Consider the following 25,459-nt stretch of genomic DNA (forward strand, 5'->3'; position numbering starts at 1 on the left):
TGAGTTACAATTTGAAACTGCGGATATAAAAACCGTAGTTTTGTAGGTTAGCAGATAAGTGTATATGAATAGAAGATTTTTTCAATTTTGTTTTTTAATCCTTGCCGTAGCGATTATGGCTTCATGTGGATCGAAGAACAAACAGGCAAAAGTATTGGAGCAACCAAAGGCTGAAGTAGCCCAAGGAACGCAAGTGCAAACTCCAGTGACCGATCAGGAAAACAAAGTAGCAGTAAAACCTGGTGCAGATGTAGCAAAGAAAAAAAGCGAAGCAATAAAGGAGGCGATAAAGAAAGAGTTCCGTGCGAATCTTCCGGAAGCTCCTAGAGAGTTTCGTGCTGCTTGGGTAGCTACCGTAGCAAACATCAACTGGCCAAGTAAGAATAACCTGAGTACAGAACAACAGAAACAAGAAGCTATTACGCTTTTGGATATGCTTAAGAAGAATAATTTTAATGCAGTTATTTTTCAAGTACGTCCTTCAGCAGATGCTTTATATAAATCCAATTATGAGCCTTGGTCATATTTCTTGACCGGTTCAATTGGTAAAGCACCTTCTCCATATTACGATCCTTTGGAATTTTGGGTAGAAGAAGCACATAAACGTGGATTAGAATTACACGTATGGTTGAATCCATACCGCGCTCACCACTCGAATGGTGGACAAGTAACGAGCGAATCCATGGTGAACAAGGCATCTGATTATGTGGTTCGACTACGTAATGGCATGTATTGGTTTGATCCTGCAAGTCAGAAAACACAAGATCATGCTTCCAATGTAGTGATGGATATTGTAAAACGTTACGATATCGATGGTGTTCACTTTGATGATTATTTCTATCCTTATGCTTCGTATAACGGGGGTGGAGATTTTCCGGATGATGCAACTTGGTCGGCATACCGCAGATCGGGAGGTAATCTGAGCCGTTCAGATTGGCGTCGTGATAATGTGAATAAATTCATTAAACGTATCTATACACAAATTAAGGCAGAGAAGCCGGCAGTTAAGTTTGGTTTGAGTCCATTTGGTATTTGGAAACCAGGTTATCCAGCAGGAGTTACAGGTTCATCCCAATATGATGAATTGTATGCCGATGCAAAATTGTGGTTAAATGAGGGTTGGATCGATTATTTTACGCCTCAACTATATTGGCCAATCAATCCGCCAAAACAAAGTTTCACGGCATTGTTGAAATGGTGGGAATCGGAGAATACACATAAGCGCCATTTATGGCCAGGATTGAATACGGTGGCTGTTTCCACATCTAATCGTATACAAGAGATCAAGAATCAAATTGAAGTAACCCGTGAGGTTATTCCAAATAGTACAGGAGCTGTTCACTGGAGTATTGCAGGATTGACAAAGAACCCTTCCATGTTGAAAGCCCTTCATGAAGGACCATATAGTCAACCGGCATTGGTTCCAGCATCACCTTGGTTGGCACATAATCCTATTCTTAAACCAACCTTGTTGTTAACAAAACAAACAAGTTCAGTCTTTGCAAAATGGTTGCACAAACAGCCAGAGCAAGTGTTTAAATGGGTAGCCTATGCTCGATATGGAAACACTTGGGATGTGGAGATCTTTGATGCGCCACAAACAGAATTCAGTTTCCCTAAAACAAAGAATGGTCAGAAGTTAAATGCTATCGCGATTAAACCAGTAGACCGTTTAGGAAATGAAGGTGACTACATCGCAGAAGAAGTGACAGAATAATCGCTGTTATAAATAGAATTGAAAAGGCTAAATCGAAAGATTTGGCCTTTTTTGATTTCTATACTAGAAGATTGTTTGTTAAAGTATTGATTTTCCATTCCCTATTTTTCTCAAGATATTTTCTTTACAAAAAGGCATATAGTCACATAAATGTTACTTAAATGTGTTTAAATTACACTAAGTAATGCAACCGATTGCATTGTAAAACCATCGCTATTAGCTAATTAAGCAGTTTTCTAATGATTTTAAGGAAGTTTATAGGTAATAGTAAAGTTCTGCTTTATGCGGTTTTAGCAAATTGATTTGCTGAAAATGACGCAAAAGCTGTAGCGAATTGCTTTATTGTGCGTTATTTCTATTAATTTTAGGGAATTTTTAGCAGTAAATCCGCAAAGAAACGAAATCATCACTTTATGAGAACCTTCTTAGTTCACACTTTATTACTCGGGGTTTTATTAACCAACAGCTGTGGCACAAGCAAACGCAAGCCTGTGACTACTCCAAAAGATTCTGCAACAAAAGAAGCATTAACCGCTAAGGTTATTGTTCCTGCTGCTGATCAGCTATCTGCTTACCTTCCTTTATTGAAAGGAAAGAAAGTTGGATTGATGGGTAACCAGACATCTATTGTTGGGGCTAATAAAGAGCACTTGGTTGATGTGCTAATTCGTGAGAAAGTTGACCTTAAATTTGGCTTTGCTCCTGAGCATGGTTTCCGTGGTGATATTGAGCGCGGTGAAAAGGTTTCCAATGATGTTGATCAGAAGACTGGATTGCCATTGTTTACCCTTTACGGTGGTAATGCAAAACAAGATTCCATTGTTCAGTCTATTGATGTCATGATCTTTGACCTGCAGGATGTAGGTGCGCGATTCTATACCTATATCACTTCTCTTCATCGTGTGATGGAACTATGTGCTAAGCACAATAAAGAACTGATCGTATTAGATCGTCCAAACCCTTGTGGAGATCAAGTTGATGGCCCAGTTCGTAAAGACGATAAATTTAAATCTAATGTTTCTTATCATAAGATTGCCATGGTTCACGGATTAACTGTCGGTGAATTGGCGAATATGATCAATGGTGAGAAATGGTTAGAACAAGGAAGACAATGTAAGGTTACAGTTATTCCTGTTCAGAACTATACTCATGATAGCCAATATGATTTACCAGTAATTCCTTCACCAAGTTTGCCTAATGCATTATCGGTGCGTTTGTATGCATCCTTATGTTTATTTGAAGGAACGGACATTTCAGTAGGCCGTGGTACAGATTGGCCGTTCCAAGTGGTTGGTTATACCAATCCAGTATATGGTGATTTTACTTTTACCCCGGGGGAAAAAGCAGGCATGGTAAAACATGTGGAAGGCAAAGGGGCCACCAATTATGGATTAGACCTTCGTAATCTAAATCCAGCAGATCAGAAATTTACCTTGAAGTACATACTTCACTTCTATAATAAAATGCCAGACAAATCGAAATTCTTTGCACGAGCAGAGTTCTTCGATAAACTAGCAGGTACAGACGAATTACGTAAGCAAATCATTGCAGGCAAGACTGAGGCGGAAATCCGTGAAAGTTGGAAACCTGAATTGATGGAATACATGCAGATGCGCAAAAAATATCTACTCTACCCAGATTTCAAATGAAAAACATGTGGATGGCTCAATTCGATTGGGCCTATTCGCGTTTCGGGATAGGGATTTAAAGGCGTAGTGCCAAACAATATTAATTCGAGTCGAATTCTACAAGATTTTGAAGAATAGACCAGATTATGATAGCAACAAATTATTAATTATTAATCATTAAGCAATGCGAAGACTTCTACTCTTTTCTCTCGCTCTGGGTCTAACAATGCCGAGTTATGCATCTTTTGCTAACAACTCCGCAAATATGATCTTAGGAAACACGGCGGGTTGGACAAAAGCCACTGCTGTTTTGCAGAATACCGTAACAGGTACTGTTAGCGGGCCTGATGGCGTGGTAGCTGGTGCTACGGTAAGCGTAGTGGGCACAAATTCAACCACCGTAACGGACGCCAATGGTAAATTTACCATCGCAGCAGCCGTAGGTGCCACATTAAGAATTTCTTATGTCGGCATGGAAACACAAAATGTAACCGTAACTGGTAGCACCATGAATGTGACTTTATCGGAGTCCAGCGATGTGTTGGATGAGGTGGTAGTTGTGGGATTCGGTGCGCAGAAAAAGCAACACTTAACAGGTGCTATTTCATCAGTAAATGTGGAGAAGACCTTAGGTTCTCGTCCTATTCCTGATGCAGGTCGCGGTTTACAAGGTGCTGTACCAGGTTTATCAATCGTTATTCCTTCTGGGGAGGTTGGTTCAGATCCGATCATGAAAATCCGTGGTCAGGTAGCATCTATCTCTGGAGGTAGTAATCCTTTGATTTTAGTGGATAACGTTGAAGTTCCAAGTATCAACGTGATTAACCCGAATGATATCGAAGATATCGTGGTGTTAAAGGATGCGGCATCAGCATCGATTTATGGTTCTAAAGCGGCTTTTGGGGTAGTTTTAATTACGACCAAAAAAGGTGCTAAATCTGAAGTACAAAACATCACGTACAACAACAACTTTGCTTTCCAATCACCATTCAAGCCAATTGATATTGCTGGTGTAGATGGTTTGGAATATACATTGGAGGCTCATGAAAACATGAATGGCTCAGGCCCTGCTGGTGGATTCTGGCGTGTTAGTCGTGAAAGCTTTGAAAAAGTTAAAGAATGGCAACAGAAATACGGCAGCAGTGTTGGAAATTCCGATCCTGTACTTTATGGACGTGACTGGTACTTTGATGGTGTTGATAAATACGGTTACCGCATTTATGATCCAGTTGATGTTATGATCAAGAATAATGCGATGACCAACATCCATAACCTTGGTCTTAATGGAAAGTCTGGTGGAACATCTTATAACTTTAGTGCCGGTATCCTGAACCAAAATGGTATGATGAAAGCTGCAGAGCATGACGATTTCAAACGTTATAATGCGACTTTAAGTGTATCGACCAAAGTTACAGACTTCTTAACCATGCGTGGAAGTGCGATGTATTCCAACGGTACAAAACGTTATGCCAACTCCGCAACAGGATTTACAGCTGACCCTTGGTTATATCTTTACCGTTGGTCTAGATTATTCCCAATTGGCGTTCAAGAAAATGGTGTAGACATTCGTGACCCTTATTTCGATACTAAAAAAGCACATACAGCTTCTAAGATTGACCGTTATACCAATTTGAACTTAGGTACGACGATAAATATTCTTAAAGGTTGGGATTTAAATGCTGATTATACCTTTAGTGCTGAAAATAATGGTAACAATTCATCCATGCCATCATTCAGAGGTAAAAACCATTGGTATTCACCAATTGCATGGAATGACAACGATGGAAATCGAATCTATGTAGACGAAAATGGAAACCCTACAGATAATGGTGGTATCCCAGGTTTTGAATTCCCTACGGAAACCTACATTACCAAGGAACAATCCAATATCTACAAACGTTCTTTTAACTCAAAAAGACATACATTCAATGCCTTTTCAACCTTTGGTAGAAAATTCGATGAAGATCATGACATGAAAGTGATGTTAGGAACTAACATCGTTGCTTTTGAGTGGGTAGATCACTATGCAAGAAGAACAAATCTTATCAATGAGGTTAATCCACAGTTTGACTTTGCTATTGGTGTACAAACCAACGGTAGTAATACCAACTGGGATTCACAAGCAGGTTTCTTCGGAAGGTTAAATTACTCTTACAAAGAGAAATACTTATTCGAGACCAGTTTAAGATATGATGGTACTTCAAAATTCCCATCAGACTTGCGTTGGAGATGGTATCCTTCTGTATCGGCAGGATGGGTAGTGTCTAATGAAAACTTCATGGAGGACATCAAAAATGTTTTAAGTTTTGCGAAGTTCCGTGGATCATGGGGTAGTATTGGTGACCAAACTGTTGGTAATGCATTGTATGTGCCTACCATGGGCATTGGTACAAACAACTGGTTAGATGGTTCAGGTAACTATTTCTACCAATTGGGTACACCGGCAAACGTTCGTGCTGACATTAATTGGCAAGATATTGAACATTTAAACGTAGGTGCTGATTTTAAATTCTTCAATAAACTGGGAGTAGTATTTGAATGGTATCAAAGAAGTACCAAACATATGATTATCCCTGGTGAAGCACTTCCAGCAACTGCAGGTACTGCTGCAGCACGTGGTAACTTCGGTAACTTGAGAACACGTGGATGGGAATTAGCAGTAGATTATTCGCATCGATTTGATAATGGTTTAAGATTGTTTGGTAATGCGAATATTGCTGATGCGATCACCATTACAACCAAAGGTTTACAATGGAATCTTCCTTGGGAAAATCGTACTGTTGGCGGTGGATTCAATACTGGCGCTCGCTACGGTGATATCTATGGTTATGTAACGGATCGTTTATTCCAAAAGGACGATTTCATGTATGATGCGAATGGTGATTTTATCCCTGTTACGATTATCCATGAAGGATCTGCAAAGATTACTAATCAATTAGCAGGTGAGAATCCGATTTACCAAACATACTTTGAAGATGGAAACGTCTTAAAAATGCACCCAGGTGATGTAAAATTCGTGGATGTGAATGGTGATGGTTATATCACACCAGGAAAGAGCACGAATGGAGACCCAGGTGACCGTGTAGTAATTGGTAACTCGACTCCGCGTTTTGACTTTGGTATCCGTTTAGGAGCAGAATATAAAGGATTTGACTTAGCAGTGTTTATGCAAGGTATTGGTAAGCGCGAAATCTGGGGAGCTGGTCAATTAGCTATTCCAGGTTACCACGTAAAAGATGGTGCTATGCCACAGGCGATCGCTGGAGACTTCTGGAAAGAAGATCGTCCGGATGCTTTCTATCCTAGAGCATGGAACTTAGGTGGTTCTAACGAGGGCTACGTAATGCGTCCGCAGACTCGCTACTTATTAGACATGTCTTACTTCAAAATCAAGAACATCAATTTAGGCTATTCTATTCCTGAATCTGTTTTGAAGAATGCTCGTTTGAAAAATGCTCGTGTGTATGTGTCATTAGAGAACTTCTTCACATTTGATAATTTGAGAGGCTTACCTATTGATCCAGAGGCAATTTCTGGAAACAGCATGCTATTGACAAATGGAAACTATAACCTAGGTCGTACAGGAACTGGAAACCCATCGTTTAAGTCCGCTTCCTTTGGTATTCAAATAGGTTTATAATTTATAGGAGGATATTATTATGAAAATTAAATATAGCTTATTCATTGCTGCAGCCTTAGCGTTGACCAGTTGTGAGAAATTCTTGGATAGGCCACAGCTTACCGAAGCAAATGATGAAACAGCTTGGACAACAGAAGAAAATGTTCGTCTTTATGCTGCACAATTTTATACCGATTTCTTTACAGGATATGGATTAGGATTCAATGTGGATGGTGCTTTATTAGCATCTTATACCTTCAGCGATGACGTTTTATATCAAGGAAATCAATCAAACTTTACCAGATCTGTTCCAGCAAGTTCTATCTGGGGTTACGGTACGATTCGTTCCATAAACATTATGGTAAATCGTATTCAGGACAGAATGCAAGGAGTATTGACTCCAGAAGCTTACAACCACTGGATGGGTGTTGGCCGCTTTTTCCGCGCATTCCGTTATTGGGAATTGGTATATGCATATGGGGATATCCCTTATTATGACCGTCCAATCAACGATACGGAATTAGATGAATTATATAAAAAGAGAACTCCACGCAACGAAGTAATGGATGCCGTTTATGAAGACATGAAATTTGCTTTGGCAAATATTCGTGCTAATGACGGGGCTCAAACTGTAAACAAATTTGTTGCTGCTGGATTTATTTCTAGAATCGCTTTATCTGAAGGAACTTGGCAGAAGTATTATTACAAAAACAACGACCGTGCTAAGAAATTCTTAGAACTAGCTGTTGAGGCTGGAGATATCGTTAAAGGAAGTGGAAAATATGCGATTGTAACCGATTACCGTTCGCAATTTACATCTGATAATTTAGCCGGTAATAAGGATATGGTGATGTATAGACAATATGATGCTGCCATGAACGTGAAGCATTCTATTCTATCTATTCACAACCTTTCAGATAACGTAACATACGGACCAACTGCAGATTTATTGAAATCCTACTTATGTACAGATGGACAGACTTGGCAAAACTCTAGTGTAGCCAATGCTAGTAACTTCACTACTGCGGAAATGGTTAAAACAAGAGACCCTCGTTTTGAGGCTACTTTCCACACCAAACCAACGGGAAGAAATAGAGCATCTTATTTATACATTACGAAGTTCTTACCACGTGAAGTAGAAGCTCGAGTTGCAGCAGGCGGTGCGCCAGGTACAGAGTTCTCAGGTGCTAACAACGTAACTGATGCGCCTGTATTACGCTATGCGGAGGTATTATTGAACTGGATTGAGGCAAAAGCAGAACTTGCTACAGTTGGCGGTGCGGCTGTTACCCAAGCAGAGATTGATGCTTCTATCAACGCACTTAGAAAAAGACCTATCGCTAAAGATGCTGCCGATAAAGGTGTGAAGGAAACAGCTGCTATGAACTTAGCAAATCTTCCAACAGATCCTGAACGCGATATTACTGTTAGTCCACTATTATGGGAAATCAGACGCGAGCGTCGTATGGAGTTAACTTTCGAGCACTCTCGTTTTGCTGACCTTAAACGTTGGTCTAAGTTGCAATATATGGATACCGAAGTAAATCCAGATTTATTAGCAGGCGGATGGGTTAATTTCCCTACAGAAGCCGCAGGTGATCTAAAAGCTACCGTTTCTGTGGTGAAATTGAATGGTCAAATCGAAGTTTACAATCCAGCTGATCCAACTAGTAAGGATAAAATGTTAGGTTTCTACCGTTACACCCTGAACAAGGATAGGCTACCTTTCTATAACCAATCCAATGTGAACCCATATTTATCACCGGTTGGAACCAACCAGATCAATGAATACGAGGCACAAGGTTATAAATTGGATCAAACCGAAGGTTGGCCGCAAAACTAATTATGGATCTTAATTAATTTGAGATATGAAAATGAATTTTAATCGTACAATAGGAGGTGTCCTGATCGCTTTAATAGGCTTCGTCGGATTTACATCCTGTTCTGATGATTTCCCATCAAATGTGGAATCGGATAAATACACCGATCTTAAGTCCATTAAGATCGTAAATGCTGGGGCGCAAGGAACTGAAGTATTGGAAGGTACTATTGATGAAGCTACTAAAACCATTACTTTCCCAAGATTGGATACTTTGACGGATTTCTCAGCCGTGAAATTTGAAGCTGTTACTTCAGATGGTGCGAGCTTAGAAAAAGATGTCGTGACTATTCCTTTTCAAAAAGGAGATACGCAGAAAGATGTCATCTTGAAAGTTATTAATTCACCTAGATTTAAAGAATACAAAGCGGTAATCCGTTTCAAAGTGCCTGTATATGGTGCTGACTTCACGAAAGGTACTGTATATGACTATTCTTCAAATCCTGTAGGTAATCCTACCTATGCTGGATTCGGTGGATTGATGACTCGCGGTTCAGGTTTTGATGGTAAACATGTGCTTGTGATTAATAGAGCGAGCATGGGTGTACATTTATTAAGTGTAGAAGACTTGAAAAACAATGTTACTAAACCTATTCCAGTTAACACGACTGGTGTTACTGGAGGAACCTATCCTTATAACATGGGTGCTCAAGTAAATGGACGTACATACATTGCTTCCTTATCTACAGCTGCAACCTCTCCATTGAAACTTTATTTCTGGGAAGATCCTGCTGCTGCTCCTCAAGTTATTGCAAATATTAACGTAGGTTCTTTAGCAGGAGCTGGAGCTCGTCATGGTGATAACTTCTCTATCGGATTAGATAACAACGGAAATGGTTATGCTTTCTTTATCAGTATGGGTACACAAGTTATCCGTTTGAAAATTGAAGGATATAAAAACGTAACTGAAACGGCCGTAATTAACACGCCTTCGGCATATGGTCAATGGTCATACTACAACCGTGTTGGAAATACAGAAAATTACTTGGTGACTGGCCACGATAAAGTGATTTCTATTGCTAACAATGGAGGTGGTTTAAGCTACAATATGGGTGCTGCTTCAATTCCGGTACACTCTGGTGACCCTCGTGTTATCGAATTTAACGGAGAGCGTTATTTGTTAGTGGTGACTGTTCCTCGTGGTGGTACAGCTTCTGACTGTGTGATGCGCGTTTATAACATTACTAAAGGTGCAAATATTGTAGATGCAATTACTGCCTTCGAACAAGGTGATAAGAAACCGATCTATGAATTCTCTATCTCTGGCAATACTACGACTGCTCCAGGTACACAATCTGGATACCATATCGTGAAAAATGCACAGGGTAAAGACGAAAAACTGATGATCTATGGAGCTTCAGCTGACTTCGGATTTACAATTGTAGAATTCCCAGTGAATGTATTAGAAGATTAATAATTACAATTTTACCCATTGAAAGGACAACAACTTATTTAGTTTATAGGCTTTATTAACCGTTGTCCTTTCTTTTTTATCGATTAACCTTTATATCCTTTTTATGATGAAAAAGCTATCTTTTTATACCTGTTTGTTTTTAAGCTGGACCTTATTGATGGTGAGCTGTAGTAAGGACTCGAATGGTCCAGGGACGGTAACTCCTGAACCTGAGCCTCAACCTACTGGATTGAAATTTCCTGCAAAGGAAATGCGTGCTGCTTGGATTGCTACTGTCTGGGAACTTGACTGGCCTGGGGTACGTGGTGAGGCTGCTCAAAAAGCAAAGTACATTCAGCAATTAGACAGATTGAAAGAATTAAAGTTCAATGCTGTGTTTTTTCAAGTAAAAGGAATGGGAGATGCTTTTTATGACTCCCCTTATGAACCTTGGTCTGCTGCAATCTCTGGTACCAGAGGTGTAAATCCTGGTTATGATGTGATGAAATTCTTAATCGATGAAACTCATGCTAGAGGTATGGAATTCCATGCTTGGATGAACCCTTACCGTATCTCCACTCGTGCTGGTGCTGGTGATGCTTACCCCGCTCTACACAGTTCGGTTAAACCTGAGTGGGTATTGGATTTGTCCAAAATTCGAATTTATAACCCTGCGCTGCCTGAAGTGAGGCAACGTTTGAACGATATCGTTAAAGACTTTATCACCAAATTCAATGTGGATGGTATCCACTTTGATGATTACTTCTATCCTTCTGGCGAAGATTACAAGGATGCAGAAGATTACAAAAAATATGGAGCAGGTTATAATACTATTGCTGATTTCAGAAGAGGCAATGTAGACAAAGCTATTGAAGGGGTCTTCAAAACGATCTCAGAAACAAAACGTGATATAGTGTTTTCTGTTTCTCCAGCTCCTAATAAAAATGACAATTACAATAGTTTATATGCTGATGTCGCTAAATGGACTTCTTCCGGTTGGGTCGATATCTTAATTCCACAGTTATACCAAGAAATTGGTAACTCCTACAACCCATTTGAAGTAAATCTAACGACTTGGGTACAATTCAGAGGTAATGCAAAAGTAGTCGTAGGCCATGGATATTATAAATTTGGCGCCTCAGATGGTGGTGCTGCTTTCCAATCCGTCGATGAATTGGAAAAACAATTTACTTTAGTAAGAAAGAACGATAAAGTTTTCGGTAGTGCAATCTATAGTGTTCGCGATGTATTGGCGAATCGTATTGGTATAACCGATAAACTAAAAACATTATATGCCAAAGATGTGCTTATGCCATTCTTTGGACGCGAGGTAGCGGCTAAACCAACCACACCCACCAATGTGAAAATTAATGGTACAGAGCTCTCATGGACATTGAATGGTTCGAACGTGAGAGCTGCTGTCTATTATTTTGCTACCAAAGAATCCGTTGGTGAATTATTAAGCGTAACTTCTGCTAATAAACTACAGATTTCTAAAAGTGGTTTCTATTGTGTGACCAGTGTGAATGTAGATAACGCAGAAAGTAAGGAATCAGAATTAGTTCAGAAATAAGAATAGACTTTAAAAAAATGAGTAAAATTGAGCGAATTATGAAGAGAACATTTTTAGTAGGTATTTACTTCGTGTTGGGCATACTAACTGTCCATCCATTATTCGCTCAATCTTTCAAGTTTGCCCAAGTGACTGACACCCATGTTGGCGGTTCTACTGGTGCTGATGATCTTCGTCGTACTGTTGCAGATCTTAACCAACAAAAGGATATCGACTTCGTTATTCTCTCCGGCGATGTTACGGAATTTGGTTCTGATGTCGAATTAGCATTGGCTAAGCAAATCCTGGACAGCTTGAAATTACCTTTATACGTGGTACCAGGAAACCACGATAGCAATTGGTCCGAAAGTGGTGCTAATAGCTTCCGAAAAGTATTCGGTGCTGAAACCTTCTTTTTTGAACATAAGGGTTTCCAATTCATTGGAACAACCTCTGGTCCCAATATGCGAATGAGTCCTGGGCAGATTCCAAGAGAGAATTTGGTATGGATGGACTCCATCTTTAAGGCGAATCCAGATTCCCGGAAGCCCTTAATCGCTATCAATCATTACCCTCTTGACTCTTCATTAAATAACTGGTATGAATCTATTGATCGACTAAAAACGCGTAATGTTCAATTGGCGCTATGTGGGCATGGACATATCAATAAATTATACGATTGGGAAGGGATACCTGGCGTTATGGCTCGATCGAATCTTCGAGCAAAAGACCCTATCGGTGGCTATAACATCGTGACGCTTACAACTGACTCTGTGTTTTTCCAAGTTCGTAAACCAGGACAAAACACAGCGAATCCTTGGTTGAAACTGGCAATGAAACCAGTGCCTGCAAATTCATCTTTAGGCGTAAAAAGACCGAATTATCAAGTAAACAGCCAAAGCAAGGCCAAGTTGTTATGGGAATATGAAGACCATGGCGATATTGGTGCTGGTATTAGTAGCGATGGTAAATTGTTGTTTACCGCCAATACGGTAGGCGAGGTCTATGCCTTAAACGTAGCAACCGGACAACGTGTCTGGTCTCATAAAACCGGTGGCAAAGTATATTCCACTCCAGCTGTGCACAAGGGAGTTGTTGTAGTAGGTTCTTCTGACCATTTTATCTACGGATTGGATGCCAAGACAGGCGCTTTAAAATGGAAACTAGAAACGAATAAGGCCGTATTGGGATCTCCAGCTGTAAAAGATGGAAAAGCTTTTATTGGTGGTTCTGATGGAATCTTTCGTTGCATTCAAGTGAAGGATGGAAAAGTATTATGGACTTTTGACCAAGTAAAAGGTTATGTGTCCACACTTCCAAGTTTAGCCGACGGAAAGGTGATTTTTGGTAGTTGGAGCAATGGCTTCTATGCCTTAGATCAAAAGACAGGCGCTTTAGTTTGGGAATGGAACAATGGACATCAAAACAGAATGTTCTCTGCAGCTGCGGTTTATCCGGTTATAGCCAATAACCGTGTGTTTATTGTAGCGCCAGATCGTTATATGACAGCCCTGGATTTAAAAACTGGTAAGATGATATGGCGTGAAAAGAAAGATGAATACCGTGTCAGGGAGTCAATTGGTTTATCCAATGATAAGAAATTGGTCTATGCTAAAACCATGGATGGTGAATTGATTGCTGTTCCTGTAGATGCTGAGACGATGAATATTACCTGGAAGGCAAAAACGCAACTACCTTATGAATTGGCACCGACTGCCATTTATAGCGATAAAAAAACTGTTTTTATGCCTTCTGACAAGGGACTGTTGAGCGCAATTGATGCGAAGACTGAAGAATTGAAATGGCAATATAAAATATCCAATGGTATGATTAATCCGCCATTGGTATTAAAGAATAAGATTGCAGTAAGTACAATGGACGGCAAAATCGTCCTTTTAACCTACTAAAGGCATACCTATGTTGAAGAAGTTATTCATCACACTGCTTGTGGGCTTTCTGAGCCTGAACCTTTATGCGCAGACCATTAACTCATGGATACGCATCAACCAGTTGGGCTATTTACCCAATAATAAAAAGGTGGCTGTATGGGTAAGTAAAGAGACAAACACCGTCAAGCGCTTTGAACTTCGGAATGCCCTAACCAATCAGGTCGTGTTTTCCAATAAAGCAGGGAAGGCTTTTGGTGAATATGGCCCCTTTAAAATGGGATATCGCTTTGATTTCTCCAAGTTTAAAGGTTCAGGAAAATTCTATTTACAAGCGGACGATGGTACGCGATCTCCGAATTTTAACATCAATGCCAATGTATATGATGGAGCAGCTGATTTTGCCTTACGTTATATGCGTCAGCAAAGAACCTTGTTTAACCCCTTCTTACAGGATAGCTGCCATACGCACGATGGGTTTACCATGTATGCCTCATCGGTAGGAATGCCAGATAGTACGCGTGTTGAAGTAGCAGGTGGATGGCATGATGCCTCGGATTACTTGCAGTATGCAACAACATCTGCCAATGCAACTTATCATCTTTTAGCAGCATATCGCGATTTCCCTAACGTTTTCACCGATCATAAGCAGTCCAATGGATTGGACGGTAAAAACGGAATTCCCGATGTGTTAGATGAAGCCAAGTGGGGATTGGATTGGTTGCTAAAAATGCATCCTAAACCAAACATCATGTATAATCAGATTGCGGATGATCGTGATCATACGCGTTTGAGAATGCCTGGACAAGACTCCCTATATGGTAGAGGTCACGAAAGACCTGTTTATTTTATTGATGGAAAACCCCAACAGCGTGGCAAATTCCTGAATAACACTACCGGAACCAGTTCTACCGCTGCTAAATTTGTGTCTGCATTTGGTCTAGGCTATCAGTTATTCCAAGCTCAAGATCAAAACTACGCTGCAGTATTAAAAGAAAAAGCTGGGACAGCCTATCAGTATGCGCATATTAAACCTGGAGTTACACAGACCGTATCGGTTAAATCCCCATACATCTATGCCGAAGATAACTGGGTGGATGATATGGAATTGGCTGAAGCTACTTTATTCCAGTTAAATCAAGATCCCCAACATCTTGAAAAGGCTTTGATCTATGCCCGACAAGAAAGTATTACTCCTTGGATGTTGCGAGATACTGCCAATCACTATCAATATTATCCTTTTATCAATTTAGGACATTATGAATTAGTGAAATCGGCCGATAAGAAAACCCGAAAAGAAGCTTTAAAATATTATAAACAAGGAATAGAGCAAGTATGGAATCGCGCAAAGGAAAACATGTTTTATCGAGGTGTACCCTTTATTTGGTGCAGTAATAACCTGACAACGTCCTTTGCTATACAATGTATTTGGTATAGGGAACAAAGCCAAGACAAACAGTTTGAAGAATTGGAACAAGCCAATATTGACTGGTTATTCGGGCTAAACCCTTGGGGAACCAGTATGGTTTATGGCTTTCCAAGTGATGGCGATACACCTGTAGATCCGCATTCTGCCTTCACCTATTTGCATAATTACCCTATTGATGGCGGATTGGTCGATGGACCAGTCTACTCCAATATTTACAAGAACCTCATCGGAATTAAATTAAATAATCCAGATGAGTATGCTGAATTCCAAAGTGACCTGGTGGTTTATCACGATGATTTTGGCGACTACAGTACTAATGAGCCAACCATGGATGGTACGGCATCATTGATTTACTTGTTATCTGCAAAAGAGAACGAGTCAAAAAAAAAAGAGTAATTGATTCCCAAGGCGCGATCGTGCGAGGGGATGCAACAAAAAAACAAATCAGCCTAATCTTTACCGGAGATGAATTTCGGGAAGGGATTTCGCATATACGTAAAAGCCTTAATAAGCAAAACGTAAAGGGGAGTTTTTTTGTTACTGGAAGATTTCTGGAAGATGAACTAGCTAAATCAGTATTGAAGAAGCTTTACGAGGAAGGACATGAGGTAGGTCCTCATTCCGATCAGCACTTACTTTATGCCCCTTGGGAGAAGAGAGATAGCCTCCTCGTTACAAAAGAAACGTTTAACAAAGATTTAACTGTCAACATCCAGAAATTACATGCACTAGGTATAGTGAATATTGATAAATTTGTGGCGCCATATGAATGGTATAACACACATATTGCAGCTTGGACGAAAGAATTGGGCTTAAGTCTTTATAATTTCACCCCTGGCTTACGTACTGCGGCAGATTATACCGATCCAGGAATGGGAAGTCGGTATATGAGCTCCGAGGCAATTCTTGACCAATTAGTAAATTATGAAGTAAAAGAAGGTCTCCATGGGTTTATCATTATTATACATATTGGAAGCAATCCTAATCGAACGGATAAGTTTTTTAATCAATTGGAAAAATTGATTGAGCTACTGAAAGATAAAAATTATAAATTCGTGCCGCTAAACGAATTATAAAATAAGAGTGCGGGTTTTTGCGTTTTTTACTAAAAAGTCGCATATTTACGGAAAGTTATTGAAAGTATTGCACATGCAGAAGGCTATGATCAACACAACGGAGAAGGATTCAAATTATCAAAACTTAGACAAAATGTCGGTTTTGGATATCCTAAGTAACATTAATCAAGAAGATAAGACCGTTCCGTTGGCGGTAGAGCGAGTAATTCCTCAGATAGAATCACTGGTAAAAGTTATAGTAGATCGGATGAAGGGCGGAGGTCGCTTGTTCTATATTGGAGCAGGTACCAGTGGCCGTTTAGGTATTTTGGATGCTTCAGAATGTCCACCTACCTATGGAGTTCCTTTTGATTGGGTTATTGGCTTAATCGCAGGAGGTGATTCCGCAATTCGTAAAGCAGTAGAATTTGCTGAAGATGATTTGGAACAAGCGTGGAAAGATTTGGAAGAGTACGCCATAAACACCAACGATGTGGTTATCGGTATTGCTGCTTCAGGTACTACACCTTATGTCATTGGTGGTTTAGATAAAGCCAATGAAATGGGTATTGCTACTGGATGTATTGTATGTAATGGCAATTCACCTATTGCTGAACGTGCTCAATACCCAGTGGAAGTAATCGTAGGTCCTGAATTCGTTACGGGTTCTACGCGTATGAAAGCAGGTACTGCACAGAAATTGGTGCTTAATATGATCAGTACGGCTGTCATGATTCAATTGGGTCGTGTAAAAGGCAATAAAATGGTCGATATGCAATTGTCTAACCACAAACTAGTGGGTAGGGGAGTTCGTATGGTGATGGCGGAAACTGGAACCGATGAGGAAACAGCAGCTGCACTAATTGAAGAATTCGGCAATGTGCGTCAAGCAATCGATAACTACAATCTGAAAAACAAACACTAAAAGACAGTATGTCACCTATCATCCTATTATCCTTTTTGGTCGTTTACTTCGGTATTCTCTTGGCGGTGTCTCACTTTACCTCCAAGAATTCCGCAGATAACTCTACCTTCTTCGTTGCCAACCGTAACTCCAAGTGGTATATGGTTGCCTTCGGAATGATTGGTACGGCCTTATCGGGTGTAACCTTTATCTCCGTTCCTGGAGACGTGGGTAATACCCCGGCTGGGTTAACCGAACCAAACAATTTCTCTTATTTCCAGTTCGTACTCGGAAATGCCATCGGCTTTATCATCATTGCCTATGTGCTTTTGCCGCTGTACTACCGTATGCACCTGACCTCCATTTACACCTATTTGGAAGAACGTCTAGGGCATAAAAGCTACAAATCGGGCGCTATGATCTTCTTGGTTTCCAGAACCATTGGTTCTGCCTTCCGCTTGTATCTCGTGGCTATTGTGTTGCAACGGTATATCTTTGATGCCTGGAATGTACCTTTTATTCTAACTGTATCGGTATGTTTAGTCCTCATTTGGTTATATACCAATAAAGGAGGTCTTAAAACCATCATCATTACGGATACACTGCAAACAACTTTCCTTTTATTAGCTGTTGTATTATCCATATATTTCATGGCTGATGGCCTTGGATGGACCGTAACAGAGGCTTTTGAAAAAGTTAAGGAAAGTTCATACTCCAAAATCTTTATCTGGGAAAATCTATTAGGAGATACCCGTAATATATGGAAACATATCATTGGAGGTATATTCGTAACGATTGCTATGACAGGTTTGGATCAAGATTTAATGCAGAAAAACCTAAGTATGAAGACCATTGGTGAAGCGCAGAAAAACATGATGACTTTTACCTCCATCTTCGTTGTTATCAACCTTTTCTTCCTAGCTGTTGGTGCATTATTGTATTTCTACGCAGAAGCAAATGGAATCAGCATTAAAGATTTAGGCAAGTCCGACTACCTTTATCCGGAAATCGCTTTACGTCACTTAAGTATTCTTCCAGGGATCATCTTTATGATGGGATTGACTGCAGCTACTTTTGCTACAACCGACTCGGCTTTGACCGCATTGACAACCTCTTATTGTGTAGATTTCTTGAACTTCAATAAGAAGGAGAATCCTAATGATCCAAAATTGGTCAAACAACGTAACTATGTTCACTTCGCTTTCTCGATCGTGATGTTATTGGTGATCTTGTTGTTCCATTGGATCAATGATGAATCAGTTGTATCTGCCATCTTTAAGATTGCTGGATATACCTATGGGCCATTATTAGGTTTATTCTCTTTTGGTATCCTAACCAAACGTAGAGTAAATGATAATCTAGTGCCTTACATCTGTGTATTAGCTCCAATATTAATGTTCTTATTAACCACGTATGTATTGCCACATACCGCCTATAAGATCGGGTTTGAGCTTATTGTGTACAATGGTTTATTGACTTATTTATTACTATTAGTTACTTCTCCAGGAAAGGTGGAAGGAAGAGTAGCTGGTAGTCGTCACGCTTAATAAACAATAAGGATGTCGCCTTATCAGGCGTCTTAATTTGACCTATCAAAAACAAACTATAATAATAACAACAAGAGCCCGATTTATTCGGGCTTTTGTTTTTGCATGGAAGGTGAAGAATTGGTCAGAATCTTAACTCATAAATCCGATTCTATTTGTCGCTTGAATGAACTGTAATGGGGTTTTAATACTGCTTGTTAACTATTGTTAATCAAAACTTACTGATTTGTCTGTGCAAAAAAAATACAGTAAGTTTGGGTACTAAAGAATTACACACATGTACCATCAGATTCAAGAATCTACTACCGCTATACGCCGTAAAATTGGCGAATTTACACCTGAGTTTGGAATAATCCTGGGAACTGGTTTAGGCAAATTGGTCAATGAAATTGACGTGGAATTTCAGATGATGTATTCCAATATTCCTAATTTCCCGATCTCTACAGTGGAGTTCCATACTGGAAAGTTGATATTCGGTACGTTAAATGGTCGAAAAGTCGTTGCCATGCAAGGGCGCCTGCATTATTATGAAGGCTATAGTATGCAGGAAATCACCTTTCCAATCCGTGTGATGAAAGAATTAGGCATTCAAAAACTCTTTGTATCGAATGCTTCCGGTTCTTTAAATCCTGAAATTAAGAAAGGGGATATTGGTATTATTGAAGATCATATTAACCTGCTTCCTGATAATCCTTTGCGCGGACGTAATAACGAATCCTTTGGTCCACGTTTTCCTGACATGAGCCAACCTTATAATTTCGAGATGATCGAACAAGGCTTAAAGATTGCTTCTGAATCTGGAGTAAAGGCCCATAAGGTCGTTTATGTATCGGCACCCGGACCTAATCTGGAAACGAGAGCAGAATACCGTTACATGCGCATTATTGGTGGAGATATTGTTGGTATGAGTACAGTTCCAGAGGTTATAGTTGCCAATCATATGGGCTTGCCTGTTTTTGCCATTTCTGTTATCACAGATGAGGGTTTTCATGAAGATTTGAAACCTGTTTCTTTACAAGAGATTGTGGCTGTAGCAGCCGAAGCAGAGCCTAAAATGACGCATATTCTAAAAGAATTGGTTGCATTGCAATAATTCTGCTTTTTTGAACTATTTTTGCTGAATAAATTTTTCGAAGCTATCCCTACATGAGTATATTAAAACGCTTGTTGTTCATACTGGTCTTGTTGAGTGTCACCCCTAAGCTATATGCGCAGGTGGAAGAGGAGTTTAGTTCAGCATTAGACTCAGCTCGTGCAAAAGAGGATAACAAGAAGGACTCTGTAGTCTTTACCGCTAAATATGTGCGGTATACCAATTTAGCTACGCTTAAAAGGTTGACCAAAACGTATCAGATAGATACCTCACACGTCAATTTTCAATATTACAATAAACAAAATCTCCCTTGGAATCCTTCGATAAATTTAGGTTCCTATGGTTTGGCTACGCGCGATTTACTATTTAATTCAAATAAATCCATCGGTTTCCAATCGGGTTATCATGCCTTGGAACGGTATTTACTAACCTCCGATTCTATTCAGTATTTTCGGGCTCGAGCGCGTTTTTCTGAGCTTTATGCCGTAGGTTTCTTTTTTGATGACCAGGTCTTTCGAGCGCGTTTAGCACAGAATATCAATCCGAATCTTAATATTGGTGCAGAATATCATGCCACTAATACCGATGGCTACTACAATAACCAAACATACAGTGATCGTAAAGGGGCGGTGTTTGCCTGGTATGAATCGCCTAGTAAGCGGTACAATTTAGTTTCCAACTTTACCTTTAATACTTTGGATGCAACGGAAAACGGATCGGTACTCAACGATACCCTTTTTCGCGATACATCCGACAATACCTCGCCTTCCCGTTATCCGGTGCGGTTAAATGGAACGCAAGCCAACCGTCCATATAACAAATGGAAGGATATGAGTGTATTCTTAAGACAATCCTATTACATCGGTCGTATCGACACGGTAAATGGGAAAGGTCCTGATGCGGAGATCCACCCAACCAACGTTATTGCGCATAATTCCAGTGTTCGTCAGCAGAAATTTATCTTCTTTAAGAATCAACAGGATTTATACAATGCCTTTCCTTTCAAATCCCTGGAATGGGTAGATGATACCACCAAAATTACGACCATTAGTAATGATTTCACCTATTCCTTTTACTTAAGGGGTAAGGCGATGAAAAATGAGGCTAAGGTGGAGCTAGGCTTTCAGAACGATTTAATATGGTATTCTGACTCCTTAATGAGTAACTTCTACCAAAACTCCATGGTGAAAGGATCTGTAGGTTATAAATTCTCCGACAAGGTAGATGTTAACTTTGCAGCCAATCAAATTGTATTGGGACGTAATTTTGGAGACTTTCTTTATGAGGCATACGCTGATGTTCATTTGAGCGAGGCTATTGGAAAACTACGGATAGGTGCCTATTCGCAAAATAAGTCGCCCGAGATGATTTTCCAAAATGCCAATCTTGCTTACCACCAATGGAATGAAGGTGACCTCAATCTCGATAAAATAAAAACCCAAAACCTATCTTTTGCTTATGCCAATAATAAGATCGGCTTCAATGGAAAGGTTGAATATTTTCTTATCAACAATTACACCTACTTCCACGAGATTCCAAATCCGAATAATGAATTGGCCAGAGCACGTCAGATAGAAACTTTGCAGGCTGGAAATCTTAACCTATTAAAACTTACAGTTGGCCAAAACTTCAAAGTAAGTAAATGGCATTTGGATAATATGGTGGTCTATCAGAAATCCGACGCAATGGATGTGGTTGCCACGCCAGAGCTCTATACCTTCCACAGTTTGTATTATGCGAATATCCTGTACAATGTGATGGATTTTAGAATTGGGATGGATGTGCGCTTTAATACACCCTTTAAAACGCCTTCCTATGCCATCAATGCTGGACAATTCTATAACGATAACTTAGGAATCAAGTTTTCAACCTATCCCATCGTTGACTTTTGGTTGACAGCAAACATCGATCGGGTGAATTTATTCTTGAGTTATAATTTCGCTAATCAACATGTTTATCCTAAGGGTTATTATACCGTTCGTCGTTACCCGATGAACCCTGCATTCCTTCGTTTTGGAGTGTCTTGGAAGTTCTACGATTAATCCCTTTTTCCTTTCATTTGGCAGATAAATGAATGTTTTCCATCTTGAAAAGGTTGGAAGGCTGGCAATTCGCTATGCCTAAAAATTTAAACGGCTAGTTTATTTTGCTCCATTTCCATGATTAAATAGAATACAGCTATCGTCCTCGGATTATAATTTAATTGTCAAAACAGGTGCAATCGCAAATATTATTTATAATCATTCTAAATAATCTCTATATTTACAGCGCAAAGGAATTACATAGTTTCTCAAATACATAAGTCCTGTTTACCCGTATGATGATAGGCATACGGGTAAGGCAGGCACAACGAAACAAAAGCGACAACAAGTATAAGATTACAAGAGCAGCAGATTGATGAATCACAAAAGCTTAAAAATTCTTTCCCAAAGTAAACTAGGCTTTATCAGCATGCCTTGTGGCCATCAAGTCATCCATTTATGTTTTAATAATCTAATGATCAATTTTACGGTAGATGATTTTTTTCGTTTCCGTCAGATCGTGAAAAACATACATGGTGAACAAGAGACCATTGTTTTCCCAGATGGCAGTCAGCGTATTTTATTGCATAGTCCCTACGATGGAATAAACTTTTCATTTCACCCAAATGAATTGAATCAATTGATCCATTCCTTAGATGAAGCCTACTACATGCACCAGATTTACGGCTATTTGGATTAGGTCGGAGCTTTATAATGCGATGTTTTGCAAAAACTATCTCTTTGGAAAAGAATATTTTGCTGAAAAAATCTAAAAATTAAGTCTAAAATATTTTGTAAATCAGTTTTTAGCCCTATATTTGCACACCGCAAGACGGAAAAGGAGGCTTAGCTCAGCTGGTTCAGAGCATCTGCCTTACAAGCAGAGGGTCACTGGTTCGAATCCAGTAGCCTCCACAACAAAAAAGGGAATCCTAAATCCCATTTGAACATCAAAGAATTTAGGAGGCTTAGCTCAGCTGGTTCAGAGCATCTGCCTTACAAGCAGAGGGTCACTGGTTCGAATCCAGTAGCCTCCACAAAAACCCGCCTTCAGGTGGGTTTTTTCTTTTTATACCCCTAGTCAAACCCCAGATTCAATTTTCAATTCTAATTTTGATATTTTCTACTTTTTCTTTCCCCTTTTTCCTTTCCTCTATCTCACATCAAATAGCGTAGCGGTTTCATATCTCACATCTATTTCTGTTGTCTTTTGTCTGTATTCTCATCGTCTTTCAGAGGGGTTTTATTCGATACTTCTTCGGATCTCCTTCGGAACTCGTTCGGAACTCCTTCGGATCTCGTTCGGTTAGAAGCGAACGAGATCCGAACAAGATCCCTATCAGATCCTTAGAAATTCCCTAAGAGTCTCGAAGCAAACTTGAAAGAAAGTATGTGAAATATTAAGTCAGTTAAGGGTGAAGTGTAGTCCTTTTCCTGGTGTTGGTAGGTGTAAGATATTAGCAAGTCAACAAATGCGGTTAAAACTGGAGTTCTATCTATCGGATATTAATAAAAGTTGTGGTAGATTTACTTTAACAATTATTACAAACCTATATTTCTATGAAAAAAATAATGATTCTACTGGCCTTTTTGCTGTGTTTGCAGGCGGGCTATGCGCAGAAAACTGCTGCAGAACGTAAAGTTGCATTGGATTTCAATGACTTTTGTGCAGACATTTCCGATTCCACTTATCAATTAGGGCTTCAGCTCGGGGCAAAGATTAAAGAAGGTATGAGTACAAGGGAGATGAAAGGCATAAAGCCACTCAGTAAACAGATATTATCCTATCTGGATAAACAGACAGTTTTGTTGAAAAATAAAAAATTACCCCTAGAAATGGAGATTCTTCGGACTATGATGCTTACCTACATCAATGTGGAAAAAGAATTTCTAGTGACTTTTGATGATTTTGAAAATCTACCAAAGGGTTTTAGTGATGAAGCATTCAAAGTAAAGTACGACAAGTTGATGAGCCATTCGCAAAAGGAGGCAGATGTACTTGCTGATTTTAACAAGGTTGCTGAAGCCTGTGGAATCGTTTTTGGTTATAAAATTGCAGGTGACGAAAATGATGAATAAGCTATTGCAGCTAACAAAACTTTAGATCTAGTAAAAGCTAAAATCAAAAGGGAGAAGCATGATAAATGTTTCTCCCTTTTGATTGAATAGCTGTTTTAATATTGTTGAAAGTTTCTTTTTAGAATCTTTTAATTTCTTCGATTTGTTCTGTTACAAACTTGAGCGTTAATTGATCGTGAAAATCCAAGTTTTCATCTAATTCATTGGTGATATTAGGAAGATGAATTTTGAGGGGTAAAACATGCATACGCATGTAATTGCATACGCCGGTAAAATGGTCCACCCCACGGATATTGCCGTATTTTCCAGATGACACGCCGACCAAAGCTGCCTTTTTATGGTGGAAGCTGCTTGGGAATGCACAAGCATCAATAAAGAGTTTCAGCACGCCTGGGTAACTGCCATTATATTCTGGAATAACGAATATAAATTTATCCGCATCGAATACTTTCTGTTGAATAACAGCGAATTCCTCAGAGCGTTTGCCATAAAGATCCGTTTCCATGAGTTGTGCTGGAAGGTCTTCAAGCGAAAGAATTTCATATTCTTCACCCCGTCGTTGTAATTCCTTTTGATAGAATTTGGCGACCTTCAAAGAGTTAGCATGTTTTCTATTCGTTCCGGAGATAATTAAATTCATTGTTTAAATGTTACTTATGAAAAAGCATGACAGTTAAATCACCATACCTAATTCTATTTTTTGTATCTTAGCATCCTGAGTATCTTGAGGAGGAAACTGCTCAAAAGTAGCAAATTTAACATCATTTAAATATCATTTATCGATTGTGAATGTTATTTTGCAGCTTCATGTAGCCTAATAGATGCCACAAAATTAGTTTTCAAAATCTGAGGAATCACAATGGGAAAAATTATTGCCATCGCCAATCAAAAAGGAGGAGTAGGTAAAACTACGACGTCCATCAATCTAGCGGCCAGTTTAGCAGTATTAGAATATAAGACCTTATTGGTGGATGCGGATCCACAAGCAAACTCAACTTCAGGTATTGGGTTTGATCCTCGAGGAATAAAAGCCAGTATTTACGAGTGTCTAATCAATGACTTGAACCCCAAGGACGCTATTCAACATACAGAGACACCAAATCTTGATCTTTTACCTGCGCATATCGACTTGGTCGGTGCAGAGATTGAAATGATCAATTTGGAAGAACGCGAATTCAAAATGAAACGTGTGTTGGAAGTGGTGAAAGATGAATATGATTTTATCATTATCGACTGTTCTCCTTCGTTAGGTTTGATTACCATCAATGCATTGACAGCATCTGACTCGGTTATTATTCCGGTTCAGTGTGAGTATTTTGCATTGGAAGGGCTAGGTAAATTGTTAAATACGATCAAGATCGTACAAAATAGATTAAATACAGCGTTAGAGATCGAGGGGATCTTGTTGACGATGTACGATGTACGTCTTCGTTTATCCAATCAGGTAGTAGAAGAGGTGCGTACGCACTTCCATGATTTGGTGTTTGATACCATTATCCAGCGTAATACGCGCTTAAGTGAAGCGCCAAGCTTTGGTATTTCGGTCATCATGCACGATGCTTCTTGTAAAGGAGCGATCAATTACTTAAACTTGGCTAGGGAGATCCTTCAAAAGAACGGATTGTTAAAAGAAAATACGCAAACAGTAACAGTATAG

General features: G+C 39.5%; 17 protein-coding genes and 2 tRNA genes. 18 read left to right on the forward strand and 1 reads right to left on the reverse strand.

Features of this window, described 5'->3' with window-relative positions; translation table 11 throughout:
* The first annotated feature begins 64 nt into the window (after positions 1-64).
* The 17 genes from ACP6L2_RS08140 (at position 65) to ACP6L2_RS08220 (ending at position 23,802) form a co-directional block, all read left to right on the forward strand.
* The gene (locus ACP6L2_RS08140; protein ID WP_440508757.1) at positions 65-1,717 is read left to right on the forward strand and encodes a glycoside hydrolase family 10 protein; all 1,653 of its coding nucleotides are present in this window, start codon (positions 65-67) and stop codon (positions 1,715-1,717) included.
* A gap of 413 nt (positions 1,718-2,130) precedes the next feature.
* Complete coding sequence (locus ACP6L2_RS08145) at positions 2,131-3,366, forward strand: exo-beta-N-acetylmuramidase NamZ family protein (protein WP_440508758.1); 1,236 nt, start codon at positions 2,131-2,133, stop codon at positions 3,364-3,366.
* Positions 3,367-3,571: 205 nt separating this feature from the next.
* Positions 3,572-6,985 (forward strand): SusC/RagA family TonB-linked outer membrane protein, encoded by a 3,414-nt coding sequence (locus ACP6L2_RS08150; RefSeq protein ID WP_440508759.1) that lies wholly within the window; start codon positions 3,572-3,574, stop codon positions 6,983-6,985.
* 19 nt (positions 6,986-7,004) lie between these two features.
* Positions 7,005-8,807, forward strand: a complete 1,803-nt coding sequence (locus ACP6L2_RS08155) for a RagB/SusD family nutrient uptake outer membrane protein (protein ID WP_440508760.1) — start codon at positions 7,005-7,007, stop codon at positions 8,805-8,807.
* A 31-nt stretch (positions 8,808-8,838) separates the two neighbouring features.
* Complete coding sequence (locus tag ACP6L2_RS08160; protein WP_440508761.1) at positions 8,839-10,257, forward strand: DUF4623 domain-containing protein; 1,419 nt, start codon at positions 8,839-8,841, stop codon at positions 10,255-10,257.
* A 103-nt stretch (positions 10,258-10,360) separates the two neighbouring features.
* Positions 10,361-11,809, forward strand: coding sequence for a glycoside hydrolase family 10 protein (locus tag ACP6L2_RS08165; protein ID WP_440508762.1), 1,449 nt, complete (start codon positions 10,361-10,363; stop codon positions 11,807-11,809).
* Positions 11,810-11,847: 38 nt separating this feature from the next.
* Positions 11,848-13,695 (forward strand): outer membrane protein assembly factor BamB family protein, encoded by a 1,848-nt coding sequence (locus ACP6L2_RS08170; RefSeq protein WP_440508763.1) that lies wholly within the window; start codon positions 11,848-11,850, stop codon positions 13,693-13,695.
* 10 nt (positions 13,696-13,705) lie between these two features.
* Positions 13,706-15,499 carry a glycoside hydrolase family 9 protein gene (locus ACP6L2_RS08175; protein ID WP_440508764.1) on the forward strand — a complete coding sequence of 598 codons (1,794 nt, stop codon included), beginning with the start codon at positions 13,706-13,708 and terminating at the stop codon, positions 15,497-15,499.
* A gap of 20 nt (positions 15,500-15,519) precedes the next feature.
* Positions 15,520-16,179, forward strand: coding sequence for a polysaccharide deacetylase family protein (locus ACP6L2_RS08180; RefSeq protein ID WP_440508765.1), 660 nt, complete (start codon positions 15,520-15,522; stop codon positions 16,177-16,179).
* Positions 16,180-16,252: 73 nt separating this feature from the next.
* A complete protein-coding gene (murQ, locus tag ACP6L2_RS08185) occupies positions 16,253-17,083 on the forward strand; it encodes an N-acetylmuramic acid 6-phosphate etherase (RefSeq protein WP_440508766.1) in 831 nt (276 codons plus the stop codon).
* An 8-nt stretch (positions 17,084-17,091) separates the two neighbouring features.
* Positions 17,092-18,609 carry a sodium:solute symporter gene (locus tag ACP6L2_RS08190; RefSeq protein WP_344673319.1) on the forward strand — a complete coding sequence of 506 codons (1,518 nt, stop codon included), beginning with the start codon at positions 17,092-17,094 and terminating at the stop codon, positions 18,607-18,609.
* 277 nt (positions 18,610-18,886) lie between these two features.
* Entirely contained in the window at positions 18,887-19,702 is an 816-nt protein-coding gene (locus ACP6L2_RS08195) for a purine-nucleoside phosphorylase (protein ID WP_440508767.1), read from the forward strand.
* 53 nt (positions 19,703-19,755) lie between these two features.
* Complete coding sequence (locus ACP6L2_RS08200; RefSeq protein ID WP_440508768.1) at positions 19,756-21,744, forward strand: putative porin; 1,989 nt, start codon at positions 19,756-19,758, stop codon at positions 21,742-21,744.
* A 355-nt stretch (positions 21,745-22,099) separates the two neighbouring features.
* Positions 22,100-22,423 (forward strand): DUF6686 family protein, encoded by a 324-nt coding sequence (locus tag ACP6L2_RS08205; protein ID WP_440508769.1) that lies wholly within the window; start codon positions 22,100-22,102, stop codon positions 22,421-22,423.
* A gap of 140 nt (positions 22,424-22,563) precedes the next feature.
* Positions 22,564-22,638: transfer RNA gene (locus tag ACP6L2_RS08210), tRNA-Val, on the forward strand.
* A 47-nt stretch (positions 22,639-22,685) separates the two neighbouring features.
* Positions 22,686-22,760 (forward strand) — tRNA-Val (locus ACP6L2_RS08215).
* Positions 22,761-23,283: 523 nt separating this feature from the next.
* A complete protein-coding gene (locus ACP6L2_RS08220) occupies positions 23,284-23,802 on the forward strand; it encodes a hypothetical protein (RefSeq protein ID WP_440508770.1) in 519 nt (172 codons plus the stop codon).
* A 118-nt stretch (positions 23,803-23,920) separates the two neighbouring features.
* Here ACP6L2_RS08220 and ACP6L2_RS08225 read toward each other — a convergent pair whose 3' ends face one another.
* Complete coding sequence (locus tag ACP6L2_RS08225; protein ID WP_440508771.1) at positions 23,921-24,442, reverse strand: NADPH-dependent FMN reductase; 522 nt, start codon at positions 24,440-24,442, stop codon at positions 23,921-23,923.
* Between the two features lie 219 nt (positions 24,443-24,661).
* Here ACP6L2_RS08225 and ACP6L2_RS08230 point away from each other — a divergent pair, with 219 nt between their 5' ends.
* Entirely contained in the window at positions 24,662-25,459 is a 798-nt protein-coding gene (locus ACP6L2_RS08230; RefSeq protein ID WP_440508772.1) for a ParA family protein, read from the forward strand.

Origin of the sequence: Sphingobacterium lactis (assembly GCF_051951495.1) — a bacterium.
GTDB classification, from domain to species: domain Bacteria; phylum Bacteroidota; class Bacteroidia; order Sphingobacteriales; family Sphingobacteriaceae; genus Sphingobacterium; species Sphingobacterium lactis_A.

Bases quoted from the DNA above. Each gene is read 5' to 3' on its own strand.
- ACP6L2_RS08150 (WP_440508759.1), top strand. From the start codon at position 3,572: ATGCCGAGTTATGCATCTTTTGCTAACAACTCCGCAAATATGATCTTA.
- ACP6L2_RS08200 (WP_440508768.1), top strand. From the start codon at position 19,756: ATGAGTATATTAAAACGCTTGTTGTTCATACTGGTCTTGTTGAGTGTC.
- murQ (WP_440508766.1), top strand. From the start codon at position 16,253: ATGCAGAAGGCTATGATCAACACAACGGAGAAGGATTCAAATTATCAA.
- ACP6L2_RS08190 (WP_344673319.1), top strand. From the start codon at position 17,092: ATGTCACCTATCATCCTATTATCCTTTTTGGTCGTTTACTTCGGTATT.
- ACP6L2_RS08220 (WP_440508770.1), top strand. From the start codon at position 23,284: ATGAAAAAAATAATGATTCTACTGGCCTTTTTGCTGTGTTTGCAGGCG.
- ACP6L2_RS08195 (WP_440508767.1), top strand. From the start codon at position 18,887: ATGTACCATCAGATTCAAGAATCTACTACCGCTATACGCCGTAAAATT.
- ACP6L2_RS08145 (WP_440508758.1), top strand. From the start codon at position 2,131: ATGAGAACCTTCTTAGTTCACACTTTATTACTCGGGGTTTTATTAACC.
- ACP6L2_RS08175 (WP_440508764.1), top strand. From the start codon at position 13,706: ATGTTGAAGAAGTTATTCATCACACTGCTTGTGGGCTTTCTGAGCCTG.
- ACP6L2_RS08165 (WP_440508762.1), top strand. From the start codon at position 10,361: ATGATGAAAAAGCTATCTTTTTATACCTGTTTGTTTTTAAGCTGGACC.
- ACP6L2_RS08170 (WP_440508763.1), top strand. From the start codon at position 11,848: ATGAAGAGAACATTTTTAGTAGGTATTTACTTCGTGTTGGGCATACTA.
- ACP6L2_RS08225 (WP_440508771.1), bottom strand. From the start codon at position 24,442: ATGAATTTAATTATCTCCGGAACGAATAGAAAACATGCTAACTCTTTG.
- ACP6L2_RS08155 (WP_440508760.1), top strand. From the start codon at position 7,005: ATGAAAATTAAATATAGCTTATTCATTGCTGCAGCCTTAGCGTTGACC.
- ACP6L2_RS08205 (WP_440508769.1), top strand. From the start codon at position 22,100: ATGAATCACAAAAGCTTAAAAATTCTTTCCCAAAGTAAACTAGGCTTT.
- ACP6L2_RS08230 (WP_440508772.1), top strand. From the start codon at position 24,662: ATGGGAAAAATTATTGCCATCGCCAATCAAAAAGGAGGAGTAGGTAAA.
- ACP6L2_RS08160 (WP_440508761.1), top strand. From the start codon at position 8,839: ATGAATTTTAATCGTACAATAGGAGGTGTCCTGATCGCTTTAATAGGC.
- ACP6L2_RS08140 (WP_440508757.1), top strand. From the start codon at position 65: ATGAATAGAAGATTTTTTCAATTTTGTTTTTTAATCCTTGCCGTAGCG.